Source organism: Streptomyces sp. NPDC017056 (assembly GCF_044332485.1).
In the GTDB taxonomy this organism is placed as follows: Bacteria; Actinomycetota; Actinomycetes; order Streptomycetales; family Streptomycetaceae; genus Streptomyces.
On the sequence record NZ_JBIRPD010000001.1, the window covers coordinates 1 to 16,944 of the forward strand.

The window sequence follows — 16,944 nt, forward strand, 5'->3', positions numbered from 1 at the left end:
GCTTTCAAGACATGGCGTCCGCGAGTGCGGTGAGGAGACACCCCCCTGCGCGGCCCCGACCCCACCACAACCAGCGCAACCCCGCGCGAAGCGCGAACCGCAACCCCGCGCGACAGCGCGCCCCGCAGCGCAAAACCCAACCTAATCCGACGCCACCGCGTGCTCCGCAGCCGTACGAACATCCACCTCGCGCCAAAACCCGGCGCGAATCGCATAGCGATCGTGTTCGTCGATCTGATCATCCTTATGCGCGAGCAGTCCGAATCGAGCCGCATAGCGCAACAGCTCCCCGTCGATCCGGTGCGGAATTCGCGGGTATTCCGTGGAGATTTGTTGGAGGTGCGCCGCGTCGGACAGTCGTTCCGTCCAGCGGCGGGCAAAGACCTGGCCGACCTCGAAGGGGTCACCGCTGACGGCCGTGATGTCCTCTTCGCGGTCCGCCCAGCGCTGCTCCGCGCTGGTCAGCTGGGCCAGCGTCGGCAGGGACGCGGTTTCGGGCGGTTCTCCCACGGGACCGCCCCGCTCGACCCACCCCTTGTCGGAGGACCAGCGCAGCGTCGCGCTGGGCACGGGGACGGGGGACGGCGACGGCTGCCCGCCGCGGTTCAGGTCGGCCAGGTCCTTCGGCGTGGGAACGGCGGGCGCACCCTTGCCGCCCGCCCCCGCACCGCCGCCCCCGCCATCGCCATCGCGTTCGGCAGCCGTGGCCGCCGAACGGGCGCACGTCTCCGCGCTCCCCGCCCGCTCCGCGGGCAACGGCCGCGCCGTACCGTTCGTACCGTTCGTACCGTTCGCATCGCTGTGCTCGCGCGCCCCGGCCCGCTCCGCCGCGACAGCGGCTTCCGGCAACGGGGCGGAGAGGATCGCGGCGATCTCCGGCCGGGGTACGGGCGGCGCCGTGCAGGGGCCACCGAGTTCTTTCAGCCGTACGGCGCGGGTGATCCAGGACCGGTCCAGCACCCGCCGTTCGTCGGCCTCGGCGACCAGGTCCTCGGACTGGTTGTAGTCGCCGTCGGCGGCCTGGACGGCCCACAAGTGGACGGCGACGCCGTGTTCCTTGGCCGACATGAGGCCGGGCAGGAGGTCGCCGTCGCCGGTGACGAGCACGATGTCGGAGCAGGCGCGGTTGCGGGCGAGTTCGGTCAACTCCGCGTGCATGGCGGCGTCGACGCCTTTCTGGGCCCAGCGGCCGTCGCTGCGGGTGAGGGCGCCGAGTCGTACGGTGACCCGGGACATCACGCGCAGCCGGCGGTGTTCGGGCTGGGGTACGCGGTCGGGCGCGCCGTCGAACCAGTAGATGCGGAGCAACGGCCGTTCCGTGTCGGCCTCGGCACGCTGCCGCAGCCCCTGGATGAGCGCGGCGTGATCAACAGTGATCCGGGACCGGGTGGGCTCTCCGGCGAGCAGGCTCGCGGCGGCGCCCAGCAGATACCCGGCGTCCACCAGGACGACGCAGCGGTCCACGTTCCACCCTCTTTCCTGAGGTGCTGAAGTCGGACGCCCCCCGGCTCGGCCTGTGGCGCGAGGTTTTCCTTCGGCTTTCCTTCGAGTCTGCCCGACCGTGCGGGGGTTAACTGCCCGAACTCGATCATCGGCGTGGCGGATTCGGCGCGTTTGTCGAACACACCACATGACACGCCGCGTTACTCACGGTAATTGCCCGAAATGCGCGCTTCAATGGCGCGTGTAAGCCTGGTCACGGCCCCGGTCCCAGGATCCCCCTCAGGAGGCACGATCATGGCCAAAAACAAGAATCGCGACCGTAATCAGCAATCGAAGGGCGCGCAGACGACCGAGCGCAACCGCCAGGACGCCGAGAGGTCGGCGATGGAGGCCCAGGCACCGGCCCAGTCCATTGAGGCGTCCCCGAGCGACGTGGCCCGTAAGCACCAGCGCCGCTTCGGTCACAACTGACTGCCGCCGCACAGCTTTAGAGGGGCGCATCCGGCTGGGGTGCGCCCCTCTTAGGTCTGCGTGCGCCGCCCCGTGGCGATGTCCGGTCCGTGCCGTGACTGTCGCCCATACGGGGACACACGTTGCGCCGCCGTACAAAGTCGGAAAAGCGTGCCGGTGCCGGGGGCGCGCCCGGCACCGGTCTCCGCTCGGGGCTCAGCCCGCCAGGCAGGAGGGGCCCAGCAGGACCTTGAGGTCGCCGAAGAGGGACGGGTCGGGCGTCACCCGGTGCCGGTCCAGCCGGAGCACCGTGGTCTTGCGCGTGCCCTGGAGCTTGATCCGCACCTCGGTCGCGCCGCGGTGGCTGGTCAGCACCTCGCCCAGCTTCTCGACGAGCGGCGGGGTGACCTTGACCGTGGGGATCGTGATCGTCACGGGGGCGTTGGCGCCGGCCTCCGAGAGGTCGGGGACCATCATCTCCATGGCGACCAGCCGGGGGATGTCCTCGCGCTTGTCCAGGCGGCCCTTGACGAAGACGACGGTGTCCTCGACGAGTTGGGTGGACACCAGCTGGTAGGTGGCGGGGAAGAACATGCACTCGATGGAGCCGGCCAGGTCCTCCACGGTGGCGATGGCCCAGGCGTTGCCCTGCTTGGTCATCTTGCGCTGGAGGCCGGAGATGATGCCGCCGATGGTCACGATGGAGCCGTCGGAGTAGTCGCCGCCGGTCAGCTGGGAGATCGCCGCGTCCGCCTTGTCGGACAGCACGTGCTCCAGGCCGAACAGGGGGTGGTCGGAGACGTACAGGCCGAGCATCTCGCGCTCCTGCGCGAGCAGGTACGTCTTGTCCCACTCGATGTCGGAGAACTCGACGTCCATGCCGAAGCCGGGGCCGTCGTCGGCGCTGTCGTCGCCCATGCCGCCGAAGAGGTCGAACTGTCCCTCGGCCTCCTTGCGCTTGACCTGCACCACGTTGTCGATCATGGGTTCGTAGTGCGCGATCAGGCCCTTGCGGGTGTGCCCCATCTCGTCGAAGGCGCCCGCCTTGATCAGCGATTCGGTGGTGCGCTTGTTGCACACGACCGCCTCGACCTTGTCGAGGTAGTCGGGGAAGGAGGTGTACTTCCCCTTGGCCTTGCGGCAGCGGATGATCGAGTCGACGACGTTCTGGCCGACGTTGCGGACGGCGGTGAGGCCGAAGAGGATCACGTCGTCGCCCTGGGCGGCGAAGTTCGCCAGCGACTCGTTCACGTTCGGCGGCAGCACCTTGATGCCCATGCGGCGGCACTCGTTGAGGTAGACCGCCGACTTGTCCTTGTCGTCGCGCACCGAGGTGAGCAGCGCGGACATGTATTCCGCCGGGTAGTTCGCCTTGAGGTAGGCGGTCCAGTACGTGACGAGGCCGTACGCGGAGGAGTGCGCCTTGTTGAACGCGTAGCCGGCGAAGGGGACCAGGACGTCCCACAGGGCCTGGATCGCCTCGTCGCTGTAGCCGTTCTTGCGGGCGCCGGCCTGGAAGATGGTGAAGTTCTTCGCCAGTTCCTCGGGCTTCTTCTTGCCCATGACGCGGCGGAGGATGTCCGCTTCGCCGAGGCTGTACCCGGCGACGATCTGGGCGGCCTTCTGCACCTGCTCCTGGTAGACGATGAGGCCGTAGGTCAGGCCCAGGGTCTCCTTGAGCGGCTCGGCCAGCTCCGGGTGGATCGGGGTGATCTCCTGGCGGCCGTTCTTGCGCTCGGCGTAGTTGATGTGCGAGTTCATGCCCATCGGGCCCGGCCGGTACAGAGCCGAGACGGCGGAAATGTCCTCGAAGTTGTCGGGCTGCATCTGGCGCAGCAGCGAACGCATCGGGCCGCCGTCGAACTGGAAGACGCCGAGGGTGTCACCGCGGCAGAGCAGTTCGAAGGTCTTGGGGTCGTCCAGGGGGACTTCCAGCAGCTCCAGGTCGACGTCCTTGTTCGCCTTCACCATCTTGAGGGCGTCGTCCATGATGGTGAGGTTGCGCAGGCCCAGGAAGTCCATCTTCAGCAGGCCGAGCGACTCGCACTGCGGATAGTCCCACTGGGTGATGGTGACGCCGTCGGTGTGCCGCACCCAGACGGGGGCGTGGTCGATGATCGGCTCGCTGGACATGATCACGCCGGCCGCGTGCACGCCCATCTGCCGGACCAGGCCCTCGACGCCCTTGGCGGTGTCGATGACCTTCTTCACGTCCGGTTCGTTCTCGTACATCCCCCGGATCTCGCCGGCCTCGCTGTAGCGGGGGTGCGTGGGGTCGGTGATGCCGTTGAGGTCGATGCCCTTGCCGAGGACGTCGGCGGGCATCGCCTTCGTGAGCCGGTCGCCCATCGCGTACGGGTAGCCCAGCACGCGGGCGGAGTCCTTGATGGCGTTCTTCGCCTTGATCTTGCCGTACGTGCCGATCATGGCGACCTTGTCCTCGCCGTACTTCTCGGTCACGTACCGGATCACTTCGACGCGCCTGCGCTCGTCGAAGTCGATGTCGACATCGGGCATCGAGACGCGCTCGGGGTTCAGGAACCGCTCGAAGATCAGTCCGTGCGTGACCGGGTCGAGGTCGGTGATGCCCATCGCGTACGCGACGATCGAACCCGCCGCTGAGCCTCGGCCGGGGCCCACCGCGATGCCGTTGCGCTTGGCCCACATGATGAAGTCGGCGACCACGAGGAAGTAGCCGGGGAACCCCATCTGGATGATGACGTCCATCTCGTACTCGGCCTGCTTCTGCCGGTCCTCCGGGACGCCGGCCGGGTAGCGGCGCTCCATGCCGCGCCGCACCTCCTCCTGGAACCAGGTGATCTCGGTGTAGCCCTCGGGGATGTCGAACTTCGGCATGAGGTCGCGTTTCTCGAACATGCCGGTGGTGTCGATCTGCTCGGCGACCAGGAGGGTGTTGCGGCAGCCCTCCTGCCAGGCGTCCGAGGAGTCGATGGCGTACATCTCGTCGGTGGACTTGAGGTAGTAGCCGGTGCCGTCGAACCGGAAGCGGTCGGGGTCCGAGAGGTTCTTGCCGGTCTGGATGCACAGCAGGGCGTCGTGGGCGGTCGCCTCGTGCGCGTAGGTGTAGTGGGAGTCGTTGGTGACCAGCGGCGGGATGCCGAGCTTCTTGCCGATCTCCAGCAGGCCGTCGCGGACCCGGCGCTCGATCTCGATGCCGTGGTCCATCAGCTCCAGGAAGTAGCGGTCCTTGCCGAAGATGTCCTGGTACTCGGAGGCGGCCTTCAACGCCTCGTCGAACTGGCCGAGGCGCAGCCGGGTCTGCAGCTCACCGGAGGGGCAGCCGGTGGAGGCGATCAGGCCCTCGGACCACTGGGAGATCGTCTCCTTGTCCATCCGGGGCCACTTCTGCAGCCAGCCTTCCTTGTACGCGTCGGAGGAGAGCTTGAAGAGGTTGTGCAGGCCGGTGCTGTTCGCCGCCCAGATCGTCTTGTGGGTGTAACCACCGGAACCGGAGACGTCGTCGCGCTTCTGGTGCGGCTGGCCCCACTGGATCTTGCGCTTGGTGCGCCGCGACTCGGGCGCCACGTACGCCTCAATGCCGATGATCGGCGTCACGCCGGCCTTCTGGGCGGAGTGGAAGAAGTCGTAGGCGCCGTGGAGGTTGCCGTGGTCGGACATGGCGATGTGCGTCATCCCCATCTCGTTGCACGCTTCGAACATGTCCTTCAGCCGCGCGGCACCGTCCAGCAGGGAGTACTGGGTGTGCACGTGCAGATGCGTGAAGGGCGGCTTGGCCACGGCGGACGACCTCCGGGGAAGGTAGCGGAGAGGGATGGGACGGTCTCGAAGTCTACGACCCTCCACTGACAACGAGCGGGGGCGGAGCGGGGTGGGTCCGGCCACCGGGCGGGCACTCGTGAGTAGCCTCGGCCGTTGTAAGAGATGGCACACCCGTCTGAAACATCCGCCCCAGGAGGCACCCCGCGATGTCGTCCCAGCACGTCCCGGCGCCGGACGCCGCTCAGCGCGGCGAGGAGATCCTCGCCGTCTTCGACACCGCCTTCGGAGAGCTGCTCGCCGCCGACCCGGCGGCCTTCCGTGTGAAATTCCGCAAGATGGCCGCCTCCGCCTTCGCCTTCTACCGGGGCACGGCCTGCCTCTTCTACCGCGACCTCCAGACCCTGGGCGACGGCTCCGAGGGCGGCCCGTACGTGGACGAGCGCACCGGCCGGGTGTGGATCCACGGCGACCTGCACGCGGAGAACTTCGGCACGTACATGGACGCCACCGGCCGGCTGATCTTCAACGTCAACGACTTCGACGAGGCGTACGTCGGCCCCTTCACCTGGGACCTCAAGCGCTTCGCCGCCTCCGTCGCCCTGATCGGCTACGCCAAGGCGCTCAGCGACGAGCAGATCGGCGAGCTGGTGGGGATCTACGCCGCCGCCTACCGCGAGCGGATCCACGCCCTGGCCACCGGCGCCAAGGACGACGACGTGCCGCCGTTCACGCTGGACACCGCCGACGGGCCGCTGCTGGGCGCGCTGCGCATGGCCCGCTCGCTGACCCGGTTCGGCCTGCTGGAGTCGATGACCGAGATCCGCGACTTCGAGCGCCGCTTCGCCGCGGGCGACGGCACGGTCGAGCTGGACGCCGCGACCCGCTACAAGGTCCTGGCGGCCTTCGACGGCTATCTGGAGACGCTGCCCGAGTCCAGCCTGGCCCGCCCGGACTCCTACCGCGTCAAGGACGTGGTGGGGCGCCGCGGCATCGGGATCGGCTCGGCGGGCCTGCCCTCGTACAACATCCTGCTGGAGGGCAACAGCGACGCCCTGGAGAACGACGTCGTCATCTACATGAAGCAGGCGCAGACCCCGGCGGTGTCGCGGCACATCACCGACCCGCGGGTGCGCGGCTACTTCCGGCACGAGGGGCACCGCACGGTGATCTCGCAGCGCGCCCTCCAGGACCACGCCGACCCGTGGCTGGGCTGGACCGAGCTGGACGGCGCCGGGCAGCTCGTCGCCGAGATATCCCCGTACGCGGTCGACCTGGACTGGTCGGACATCGACGACCCGGCCGAGATCGCGGCGGTCGTCGCGGACCTGGGCCGGGCGACCGCGGCGATGCACGCGGCGGCGGACGACGAGAGCGGCCACTCGCTGGTGCCGTTCTCCACCGAGCGCGCCATCGACGCGGCCATCGCCGCCGACGAGGACGGCTTCGCCCGGCTCCTGGTGGACTTCGCCCACGCGTACGGGGCCCGGGCCCGCGCCGACCACCAGATCTTCGTGGACCTCTTCCGCAACGGCCGGATCCCCGGCCTGTGAGCCGGGTCACCGGGTGAGGGCGAAGGGGTGCGAGTTCGCGCCCCTTAGTCCGCACTTACCCCGGGGCGTGGCAGACTCGCTGCAATGGACATCTCGGCGGCACACCTGCGGGCACTGCGCGCAGCGCTCTTCACGGCGCTGTGCGTGACGCTGTCCGCCGCGGGCCATGTGCTGCTGTCCCGGATGCCGCTGCCGCTGACCACCGTCGCCGTGCTCTCGGCCGCCGTCTTCACGGTCTCGTACGCGCTGGCCGGCCGCGAGCGCGGCTTCTGGCGTATCGCCGCGCTGCTCGTTCCGCTGGAGCTGGCGGCCGACACGGTTTTCAGCGCCGGCCAGCACGCCTGTTACGGGCGCGCCGGCGGCCCGGTCACCGGTCCGCTGCGGTCCCTCGGTGTGGACCTGCTGTGCGGCGGCGGCAACGTCGGCGCCCCGCTGGCGCACCTGTCCGGCAACGACCCGGCGCCCGTCTCGACCTGGCTGCTGCTGCTCGCCGCGCATGTCGCGACCGGGCTGCTCGCGGCGGCCTGGCTGCGGCGGGGCGAGGCGGCGCTGGCCCAGCTGGTGGGGGCCGTGACCGCGTTCGCGTTCCGGCCGCTGCTGCTGGCGGTGGCGGTCGTCCGGGCGCTGCCCGTGCCGCGGCACCGGTCCGCGCGGCCCGCCAGGACCGAGCCGGTCCCCCGGGCCGTCCCCTTGCTCGTGCACTGCGTCGTACGGCGTGGCCCGCCCTGCTCCCTCGCCGCGTAGGCCCCCGGCCCGCGGCTTCCGGACAGGCAGCCATTCCCGTTTTTCCCACGGAGCAGAACAGTCATGAGCAACCGCAACAGCCAGGCCAACAAGCAGGCAGCCCGCGAGCGGCTGCGCGTCGAGCGCGAGCGGCAGAAGAAGAAGGAGAAGGTCCGCCGGCAGCTGACCGTCGGCGGGGCGATCGTCGCCGTGCTGGCCGTCGCGGGCGGCATCGGTGTCGCCGTGGCCAAGTCCGGCGGCGCCTCGGGCGGTGACGGCGCCGACAAGTGGGGCAAGGCCGGGGCCGCCAAGCTGGTCCAGCCGGCCAACACGTCCGGCAAGAACGGCACGGAGATCATCGTCGGCAAGAAGGACGCCAAGCACACGCTGTCGCTCTTCGAGGACGCCCGCTGCCCCGGCTGCGCGGGCTTCGAGCAGAACGTCGGAGAGACGATCCAGAAGGACCTCAAGGACGGCAAGTACAAGGCCTCCATCCACCTGGGCACCTTCCTGGACAACAACCTCCAGGGCACCGGCTCCAAGAACGCGCTCAGCGCGATGGGCGCCGCGCTCAACGTGAGCCCGGACGCGTTCTTGAAGTACAAGGAAGCGCTGTTCTCTAAGGAGTTCCACCCCGACGAGCGGCAGGACAAGTTCGCCGACGACTCCTACCTGATCAAGGTCGCCGACTCGGTGCCCGCCCTCAAGGGCAACGCCACGTTCCAGGACGCCGTGAAGGCCGGTACGTACAACCGCTGGGCGATGGAGATGTCCGAGGCGTTCAACGGCTTCAAGGACGTCAAGAGCACGCCGACGGTCAAGCTGGACGACACGGTGCTGGGCACCGACGGCCCGAACGGCAAGACCGCCCCGGCCTCCCCCGACGCCTTCACCGCCGAGGTCGACAAGGCCATGAAGTCCTGACCCCGGGCCGTCCGCCGGGCCCCGGACGGGGCTCCGGCGGACGGCGTCCGCGGTCTTCCGATGCCAAATCTTGACCCGGCGGATCGCCGTGCTCATGGCAGACTCCGGGCATGGAGCGGACCGGGGCACGGCCGGGAGCGCCGTCCGGCGGACAACTGCGCGCCGTGCGTGCCGCGTTGTTCACCGCGCTGTGCATGACCCTGTCCGCCTCCTCGCACGTCCTGCTCTCCCGTACCCCGGTGGCGCTGTCGATGCTGCTCCCGGTCGGCGCCGCCGTGTTCGCCCTCGCGTACGTCCTGGCGGACCGCGAGCGCGGTTACGGACACATCGCCGGCCTCCTCGTCCCCGTGGAACTGGCCGCCGACACCGTCTTCACCACCGGCCAGCACGCCTGTTACGGGCAGGCGGGCGGCCCGGTCACCGGCCCGCTGCGCTCGGTCGGCGTGGACCTGCTGTGCAGCGGCGGCGAACTGGGCACGCCGCTCGCACGGACCGCTGCCCACCTGGGGGTGCCCGCGCCGCCGGCCGGCCCGGCCCTGCTCCCCTGGTTGCTGCTCGCCGCGCATATCTCCGTCGGGCTGCTCGCATCGGCCTGGCTGTGGCGGGGCGACGCGGCGCTGGGGCGGCTGCTGCGCGCGGTGGCGGCGCTCGCGTTCCGGCCGCTGCTGCTGGTGTCCGCGGCCGCCGTACCCTCCGCGGTACGCCGCCGGGCCCGGCCCGTACTCCTCCTCCCCCGCTCCCGGCCGCTGCACCTGCTCGGGCACACCGTCGTACGGCGCGGCCCTCCCCGGCCCGTGCCCGCCGCCGCGCGCTGAGCGCGGCGCCACGGCACGCCCGTACGGCGGCATGCGCCACGGAACACACCGAGTGCACCGGGACCCAGGGAGTCGGGGAACACCATGAGCAACCGCAACAGCCAGACCAGCAAGCAGGCGGCCCGCGAGCGGATCCGCGCCGAGCGCGACCGGCAGAAGAAGAAGGAGAAGCTCCGCCGGCAGCTCATCGTGGCGGGTTCGGTGGTCGGCATCCTCGTCATAGCCGGCGGCATCGGCTTCGGCATCATGAAGGCGAACGAGCCCACCGGCTGGGAGGCCGCCAAGGACGCCGACCTGGTCAAGCCGGCCAACACCGCGGGCAAGAACGGCACCGAGATCGTCATCGGCAAGCCGGCGGCCAAGGAGACCCTGGAGGTCTTCGAGGACATCCGCTGCCCGGCCTGCGCGAGCTTCGAGCAGAGCGCGGGCCCGGCCCTCCTCAAGGGTATGGAGGACGGCCGCTACAAGATCCGTTTCACCATGTACACGTTCATCGACGGCGGGCAGGGCGGCGAGGGCTCCAAGAACGCGCTCAGCGCGCTCGGCGCGGCCCTGAACGTCAGCCCGGAGGCGTTCCTCAAGTACAAGACCGCGCTGTACGCCGAGAAGAACCACCCCGAGGAGTCCGACGACGCCTACGCCAAGGACAAGAAGCTGATCGAGGTGGCCGACCAGGTCCCCGAGCTCAAGGGGAACAAGAAGTTCCAGGCGGCGGTCCAGAACGGCACTTACGACCGGTGGACGATGGAGATGACGGCGCTCTTCGGCCGTAAGGGCGTGACCGGCACGCCGGCCTTCGTGCACGGCGACAAGAAGCTGACGCTGCCGCAGGTCCCGCAGCAGCAGATGACCAAGGAGCAGTACTACAAGCTCGCCACGGCCAACTTCAACAAGATGATCGACGACGAGTTCGGCCCGGCGAAGAAGTAGCCGCGCCCGGACGGCGGCCCGCGGGAGTGCCTTCGTACACCGGCCCTCCCGCGGCGCGCCGCGTCACACCGTCACAGCGAGTCGAGGAAGCCGAGGGCGACCTTCCAGGCGCTCTCGGCGGCCTCCTCGTCGTAGTCCGGCAGGTCGGAGTCGGTGAACAGGTGCCCCGCCCCCGGGTAGCGGTAGACCTCCACGTCCGCGCCGGCCCGCCCCATGCGCAGGTACCAGGCGTTCAGCCAGTCGTGCGGCTCGTACGGGTCCGGGTCGGCGACGTGCAGCTGTACGGGCAGTTCGTCCACCGCCGCGTCGTCCGCGATGTCCGACGTGCCGTGCAACAGCAGCAGGCCGCGGGCCTTGTCGTCCGCCAGCGCGAGGTTCTGGGCGACCGCGCCGCCGAAGGAGAAGCCCGCGTAGACCACGCCCCGGTCGGAGTACGGGGCCACGGCCACCACCGCGCGGCGCAGCAGCTCGTCCTTGCCGATCTCGTCCTTGATCGCCACGCCGTCCTCGACGGTCTCGGCGGTCCGCCCGTCGAAAAGATCCGGGACGACGACCTCGTGCCCGGCGGCGCGCAGCCGGCCGGCCGCGGCGTGTACCGCGGGCCGCAGACCGCACACCGAGTGGAACAGAACGACCGTCGAGGACGGCTCGGGCGAAGGGGCCACTGAATTCACTTCCCTGTCGTTGGATCGCACTTCCACCATCGTGCCAGTTACGGTCAGTAGGAACCGGCACGAAGCTCACCACAACAAGGAGGACCGAAGTGTCCATGGAGGACGTGCTTCGTCCGCTCATCGTCGTAGGCGGCTCGATAGTCGTGACGCTCGTTCTGGGCTGGCTGGCCGACCTGGCCCTGCGCCGGGCCGACACGGCCCGCCCGGACACGCCACTGTGGGGCCTGCTGCGGCGCTGCCGCGTCCCCCTGCAGGTGGTGCTGGTCACGGCGCTGCTGCGCGGCTCCTACGACAGAACGGGTCTGGATTTCATCGAGGACCACGAAGCGGGCCTCGGCCAGATTCTCTCCCTCGTCCTGATCGCGGCCACCGCCTGGCTCGCCATCCGGGCGTCGGCGGCCATCGTGGAGTCCTCGTACTCCCGGTACGCGGCGGGCGCGCGGGACGCCGCCCGGGTCCGGCGGGTCCGTACGCAGGTCACGCTGATCCAGCGGGTGGTCACGGCGATCGTCGTGGTCGTCGCCGCGGCCTCGATGCTGCTGACGTTCCCCAAGATGCACACCGTCGGCCAGTCCATGCTGGCCTCGGCCGGGCTGGTCGGCATCGTGGCCGGTGTCGCCGCGCAGTCCACGCTCGGCAACCTCTTCGCCGGCCTGCAGATCGCCTTCGGCGACATGGTCCGCATCGGCGACACGGTGGTCGTGGACAAGGAGTGGGGCACGGTCGAGGAGATCACCCTGACCTTCCTGACCGTCCGGACCTGGGACGAGCGGCGGATAACGATGCCCGTCTCGTACTTCACCAGCAAGCCGTTCGAGAACTGGTCGCGCGGCGGCGCGCAGATGACCGGCACGGTCTTCTTCCACCTGGACCACGCGGCTCCCGTGGAGAAGATGCGGCACAAGCTGCACGAGATCCTGCAGAACAGCAACGACTGGGACGGCCGCGGCTGGAGCCTGGTGGTCACCGACACCACCCCCACCACGATCCAGGTACGCGCCCTGGTCACCGCGCGCGACTCGGATTCCATCTGGTCGGTCCGCTGCGAGGTCCGCGAACGGCTGATCGACTGGCTGCGCGCCGAGCACCCGTACGCGCTGCCGCGGGTCGCCACCGCGCAGGCCCCCGGCATCGGCGACGGCATCGGCCTGCTGGACGACGGGCCGCGGGACAGCCCCGCGATGCTGGACAAGGGCCCGGGGCTCGACAACTGAGGAACGCGGGGCCGGAAGGGCTGCCCCTCCGGCCCCGCCTCCCCGCCCTACGGCAGCGGCGCGCCCCGCAGGCTGCGCATGTCGAGCTGGCGCAGGACGCGGTCCACGATCTCCGGGTCGGCGCCCGGCTCGCTGCGCGCCGCCAGCACCTCGTGGCGGGCGGCCGAGAGCATCTCGCTCTGGATGCGCTGCACCTTCTTCATGCGCGTGATGCGCTTTTCGAAGTGCTCCCGCCGGTCGTCGTCCACGATGTCCGGCGCGATGCGCGCGCCCATGTCGTACGCACGCCGGGAGAGCTGCTCGCTGATCTCCTCCGGCAGCTCCTCGACCTCCAGGATCTCTTTCAGGCGCCGCTTGGACGCCTTGATCACCCGGATCGCCAGCTCGTGTTCCAGCTTCTCCTCGGCCTCCGAGTCGGCCTTGACCCGCAGCTTCTTGACCAGGGTGGGCAGCGACAGGCCCTGCACGACCAGGCCGGAGAGCACCACCGCGAAGGCGATGAAGAGGATCTCGTCGCGGGCCGGGAAGTCCCCGCCGCCGTCGATCTCGTACGGGATGGCCAGCGCCAGCGCGACGGACGCCACGCCGCGCATCCCGGACCACCACATGATCACGGTCTCCCGCCAGCTCAGCGGGATGTCCTCGTCGAAGTCCCGGCGCTTGTGCATGCGCTTGGCCAGCCAGGCGGCGGGCAGCAGCCACAGCAGCCGGACGCCCACCACGACCACCACGACGACGGCCCCGATGCCCAGCATCTCGCCCCAGCGGCCGGAGGCCACCTTGATGACGTTGTGCAGCTCCAGGCCGATGAGCCCGAAGGCGACACCGGTGACGAGGGTGTCGACGATCTCCCAGAAGGTGTAGCCGGCCAGCCGGCCCATCACGTCGTCGGCGTCCACCGCGTACTCGGCGAGGAACAGCGCGGTGGTCAGCACCGCCAGCACCCCGGAGCCCTCGAACTCCTCGGCCAAGACGTACGCGACGAACGGCACCAGCAGCGTCAGGCCGATCTGCAGCGTCGGGTCGCCCAGCAGGCCCATCAGCTTGTTGGTGACCCAGCCCAGCACCAGCCCGACCGCTATCGCGACGACCGCGGACAGGACGAGCGAGCCGACCGCGCCGGGCACCGAGAAGGAGCCGCTGACGGCCGCGGCGAGCGCGACGTGGTACAGCACGATCGCGGTGACGTCGTTGAACAGCCCCTCGCCCTCCAGGATGGAGACCATGCGGCGGGGCAGCCCCAGCTTGCCGGCGACGGCGGTGGCGGCGACCGGGTCGGGCGGCGCGACGAGGGCGCCGAGCACCACGGCGGCGGCGATCGGCATGCCGGGGACCACGGCGTGCGCGACGGCGGCGACGGCGGCCGTGGTCGCGAAGACCAGGGCCACCGCCAGCAGGAAGATGGGCCGGATGTTGGCCGTGAACTGGCGCCAGGAGGTGCGCTGCACGGCCGCGTACAGCAGGGGCGGCAGCACCAGCGGCAGGATGAACTCCGGCGGCACCTCCACGTTCGGCACGAACGGCAGCAGCGCCAGCACCGCGCCCGCGAGCGTCATCAGGACCGGCGACGGCAGGCCCAGCCGGTCGCCGACCGGGACCATGACCACGGCCCCGAGAAGTAGGACGAACATCAGGGCCAGCTGATCCACGGTGGCTGCGCTCCGGGGTCGAAATCGATCACGTTCCGCCCCAAGCCTGCCATGACACGCACAAAAACCGCTCGGACGAGCGGTGCGGCCGCTCGGCCGTCCGGCCTACCCGTCAGGGCGTCCGGTCACCCGGACCGGGGCGCCCGGCTCAGGCGCTCTCCGCCCGCACCGTGTCCAGGGCACGCTGGAGGTCCTCCGGATACGCGCTCTCGAACTCCACCCAGCGCCCGTCGGACGGGTGCTCGAAGCCGAGGCGCATCGCGTGCAGCCACTGCCGGGTGAGCCGCAGCCGCTTGGCGAGCGTCGGGTCGGCGCCGTAGGTCAGGTCGCCGACGCACGGGTGGCGGTGCGCGGACATGTGGACGCGGATCTGGTGCGTCCGCCCGGTCTCCAGCTTGATGTCCAGCAGGCTGGCCGCCCGGAACGCCTCGATCAGGTCGTAGTGGGTGACCGACGGCTTGCCCTCGGCCGTCACCGCCCACTTGTAGTCGTGCTGCGGGTGGCGGCCGATGGGGGCGTCGATCGTGCCGCTCATCGGGTCCGGGTGGCCCTGCACCAGGGCGTGGTAGCGCTTGTCGACCGTACGCTCGCGGAACTGCTGCTTGAGCAGGGTGTACGCGCGCTCGGACTTCGCCACCACCATCAGCCCCGAGGTGCCGACGTCGAGGCGGTGCACGATGCCCTGGCGCTCGGCGGCGCCGGAGGTCGAGATGCGGAAGCCCGCGGCGGCCAGCCCGCCGATGACGGTCGTGCCGGTCCAGCCGGGGCTGGGGTGGGCGGCGACGCCGACCGGCTTGACGATCACCACGATGTCGTCGTCGTCATGGACGATCTCCATGCCCTCGACGGGCTCGGCGACGATCTCGACCGGCGGCGCGGCCTGCGGCATCTCCACTTCCAGCCAGGCGCCGCCGTGCACCCGCTCGGACTTCATGACTTCGGCGCCGTCCACCCGGACCTTCCCGCCGGCCGCCAGCTCGGCGGCCTTCGTACGGGAAAAGCCGAACATGCGGGCCAGCGCGGCGTCGACGCGCTCGCCCTCCAGGCCGTCCGGTACGGGCAGGGTGCGGATCTCGGGAATCGTGCTCACATCACCGAGTATGGCAGTCCGCTGTGACACTCCCGCCGGCCCCGGTCCCCCGGGCCCCGGCGCGGGCCCTCAGTCCTTGTGGATCGTCCCGTCGGGGTCCAGGCCCTTGAAGGACAGGTACACGATCAGGATGCCGCCGCAGACGATCGCCGAGTCCGCGAGGTTGAAGACCGCGAAGTGGGCGGGCGCGATGAAGTCCACCACCGCGCCCTCGAAGACGCCCGGCGTACGGAAGATCCGGTCGGTGAGATTGCCGAAGGCGCCGCCCAGCAGCAGGCCGAGCGCGATGCCCCACGGCAGGCTGTACAGCTTGCGGGCGATCCGGATGATCACCACGATCACGATGGTCGCGATGATGGTGAGGAAGATCGTCAGCGCCTCGCCGATGCTGAAGGCGGCACCGCGGTTGCGGATCACCTCCAGGCGCAGCAGCGACCCGACGACCTCGACGGGGGCGTGGTGCTCCAGCTTCGCGACCACCAGCGCCTTGCTGCCGAGGTCGAGGAGGTAGACGAAGGCCGCGACCAGGAACAGGGTGCCGATCCGCCGCTTGCCCTTGCGGGCGGCGCCGCCCGCCGCCGCGCCGGCCCCGTCCGGTCGCGCCGGTTCCGCCGCGTTCCCCTCGGGCACCGGTGCCGCCGCTTCCGGCCGGGACTCCGGCCCCGTCTCCGGCGTACCGGTGATGCGCTCCGCCTCTGCCACGTGTGAGCCCCTCAGCCCGTCGAATCCTGCGCGCCAGGGCCGCCCCCGGCTGAGCACGAGGGTACGGCACAGGCGTGCGGACACCGCCGGTACGGGTGCGGCGGCTTACAGGTGATTCCCCCGCGGCCCACCCACCGGGACCAGGACCCCTATCGGCGCTCCTGCCTCTGCTTGCACTCCACACACAGCGTCGCCCGGGGAAACGCCTGCATCCGGGCCTTGCCGATCGGCTTGCCGCAGTTCTCGCACAGGCCGTACGTGCCCGCGTCCAGCCGCTCCAGCGCGCGTTCGGTCTGGAGCAGCATCTCGCGCGCGTTGGAGGCCAATGCCATCTCGTGCTCGCGGGTGATGTTCTTGCTGCCGGTGTCGGCCTCGTCGCCGGTGCCCTCGCCGGTGTCCCGCATCAGCCCGGCGAGCGCGTCCTCGGACGCGGTGATCTCCGCGCGCAGCCGCTCCACCTCGTCGAGCAGTTCGGTGCGGGCCTCGGCGACCTCGGCCGGCGTCCAGGGGTCCTCGCCCGGCCGTACGGCCAGCTCGCCGGGGGCCGCGGCGCGCGCCTTGGGCACCGCGCCCGCCCTGCCGTCCTGTTCCGCCTCGGCGGTCGGTGCCCCGCCCGGAGTCTTCTTCTCCACCACCGTCTTGGCTCCCGTCTTCTTCGCGGGCACCGCCTTCTCGGCTGGTGCGGTCTTCTTGGCCGCCTTCCTGGGGGCGGCCTTGCGGGGCGCGGGCCCGCCGTCCGGAGGGGCCTCCCCGGCCTCCTCCGACGCCTTCTTCGCCGCGGCCTTCTTCCCCGGTGTCTTCTTCGCCGTCTTCTTGGCCGCGGGCGGGTGCGCCGGCTCCTCCGCGGGAGTGTCCGGCACGGCCTCCGCACTCATCGCCGTGGCGGCGGACACCCGCTTCTTCGCCGCGGGCCCTGGCTTCTTGGCCGCGGCCTTTCCGGCGTCCGCCGTGCTCTTCTTCGCGGCGGTCTTCTTCGCCACCATGGCCGCGACCCCTTCACGTAAGTGATCATGTTCGCGAATCGTGACCGGAACGATAA

At 70.4% G+C, this 16,944-nt stretch carries 14 protein-coding genes; 7 read left to right on the forward strand and 7 right to left on the reverse strand.

Annotated elements, in window-relative coordinates; translation table 11 throughout:
- Positions 1 to 141 precede the first annotated feature (141 nt).
- Entirely contained in the window at positions 142 to 1,464 is a 1,323-nt protein-coding gene (locus ACH4OW_RS00005; protein ID WP_398023703.1) for an NYN domain-containing protein, read from the reverse strand.
- A 273-nt stretch (positions 1,465 to 1,737) separates the two neighbouring features.
- Here ACH4OW_RS00005 and ACH4OW_RS00010 point away from each other — a divergent pair, with 273 nt between their 5' ends.
- Positions 1,738 to 1,914: a hypothetical protein gene (locus tag ACH4OW_RS00010; RefSeq protein ID WP_398023705.1), complete on the forward strand. Its 177-nt coding sequence runs from the start codon at positions 1,738 to 1,740 to the stop codon at positions 1,912 to 1,914.
- A gap of 195 nt (positions 1,915 to 2,109) precedes the next feature.
- On the opposite strand, the gene dnaE is transcribed toward ACH4OW_RS00010, so the two are convergent.
- On the reverse strand, positions 2,110 to 5,652 hold the full coding sequence (dnaE, locus tag ACH4OW_RS00015) for a DNA polymerase III subunit alpha (RefSeq protein ID WP_360134588.1): 3,543 nt from the start codon (positions 5,650 to 5,652) through the stop codon (positions 2,110 to 2,112).
- Positions 5,653 to 5,840: 188 nt separating this feature from the next.
- Between dnaE and ACH4OW_RS00020 the strand changes: the two genes are divergently transcribed.
- The 5 genes from ACH4OW_RS00020 (at position 5,841) to ACH4OW_RS00040 (ending at position 10,576) form a co-directional block, all read left to right on the forward strand.
- Entirely contained in the window at positions 5,841 to 7,184 is a 1,344-nt protein-coding gene (locus tag ACH4OW_RS00020) for a DUF2252 domain-containing protein (protein ID WP_360134591.1), read from the forward strand.
- Between the two features lie 84 nt (positions 7,185 to 7,268).
- Complete coding sequence (locus tag ACH4OW_RS00025; RefSeq protein ID WP_360134593.1) at positions 7,269 to 7,928, forward strand: hypothetical protein; 660 nt, start codon at positions 7,269 to 7,271, stop codon at positions 7,926 to 7,928.
- 63 nt (positions 7,929 to 7,991) lie between these two features.
- Positions 7,992 to 8,831, forward strand: a complete 840-nt coding sequence (locus tag ACH4OW_RS00030; RefSeq protein WP_360134596.1) for a thioredoxin domain-containing protein — start codon at positions 7,992 to 7,994, stop codon at positions 8,829 to 8,831.
- Positions 8,832 to 8,941: 110 nt separating this feature from the next.
- Positions 8,942 to 9,646, forward strand: a complete 705-nt coding sequence (locus ACH4OW_RS00035) for a hypothetical protein (protein WP_398023709.1) — start codon at positions 8,942 to 8,944, stop codon at positions 9,644 to 9,646.
- 84 nt (positions 9,647 to 9,730) lie between these two features.
- The gene (locus ACH4OW_RS00040) at positions 9,731 to 10,576 is read left to right on the forward strand and encodes a thioredoxin domain-containing protein (protein WP_360134602.1); all 846 of its coding nucleotides are present in this window, start codon (positions 9,731 to 9,733) and stop codon (positions 10,574 to 10,576) included.
- 71 nt (positions 10,577 to 10,647) lie between these two features.
- Here the strand turns inward: ACH4OW_RS00040 and ACH4OW_RS00045 are convergent, their stop codons facing one another.
- Positions 10,648 to 11,241, reverse strand: coding sequence for a dienelactone hydrolase family protein (locus ACH4OW_RS00045; RefSeq protein WP_398023711.1), 594 nt, complete (start codon positions 11,239 to 11,241; stop codon positions 10,648 to 10,650).
- 104 nt (positions 11,242 to 11,345) lie between these two features.
- On the opposite strand from ACH4OW_RS00045, the gene ACH4OW_RS00050 reads away from it, so the two are divergent.
- The gene (locus ACH4OW_RS00050) at positions 11,346 to 12,464 is read left to right on the forward strand and encodes a mechanosensitive ion channel domain-containing protein (protein WP_360134608.1); all 1,119 of its coding nucleotides are present in this window, start codon (positions 11,346 to 11,348) and stop codon (positions 12,462 to 12,464) included.
- Between the two features lie 47 nt (positions 12,465 to 12,511).
- Here the strand turns inward: ACH4OW_RS00050 and ACH4OW_RS00055 are convergent, their stop codons facing one another.
- The 4 genes from ACH4OW_RS00055 to ACH4OW_RS00070 all read right to left on the reverse strand — a co-directional run bounded on the left by ACH4OW_RS00055 (position 12,512) and on the right by ACH4OW_RS00070 (position 16,888).
- On the reverse strand, positions 12,512 to 14,113 hold the full coding sequence (locus ACH4OW_RS00055; protein WP_398023713.1) for a Na+/H+ antiporter: 1,602 nt from the start codon (positions 14,111 to 14,113) through the stop codon (positions 12,512 to 12,514).
- A 148-nt stretch (positions 14,114 to 14,261) separates the two neighbouring features.
- Positions 14,262 to 15,203 (reverse strand): RluA family pseudouridine synthase, encoded by a 942-nt coding sequence (locus tag ACH4OW_RS00060; protein ID WP_398023715.1) that lies wholly within the window; start codon positions 15,201 to 15,203, stop codon positions 14,262 to 14,264.
- Positions 15,204 to 15,272: 69 nt separating this feature from the next.
- Positions 15,273 to 15,905 carry a signal peptidase II gene (gene lspA, locus ACH4OW_RS00065; protein ID WP_398023717.1) on the reverse strand — a complete coding sequence of 211 codons (633 nt, stop codon included), beginning with the start codon at positions 15,903 to 15,905 and terminating at the stop codon, positions 15,273 to 15,275.
- Positions 15,906 to 16,054: 149 nt separating this feature from the next.
- Positions 16,055 to 16,888: a TraR/DksA C4-type zinc finger protein gene (locus ACH4OW_RS00070; protein WP_360134620.1), complete on the reverse strand. Its 834-nt coding sequence runs from the start codon at positions 16,886 to 16,888 to the stop codon at positions 16,055 to 16,057.
- Positions 16,889 to 16,944 lie beyond the last annotated feature (56 nt).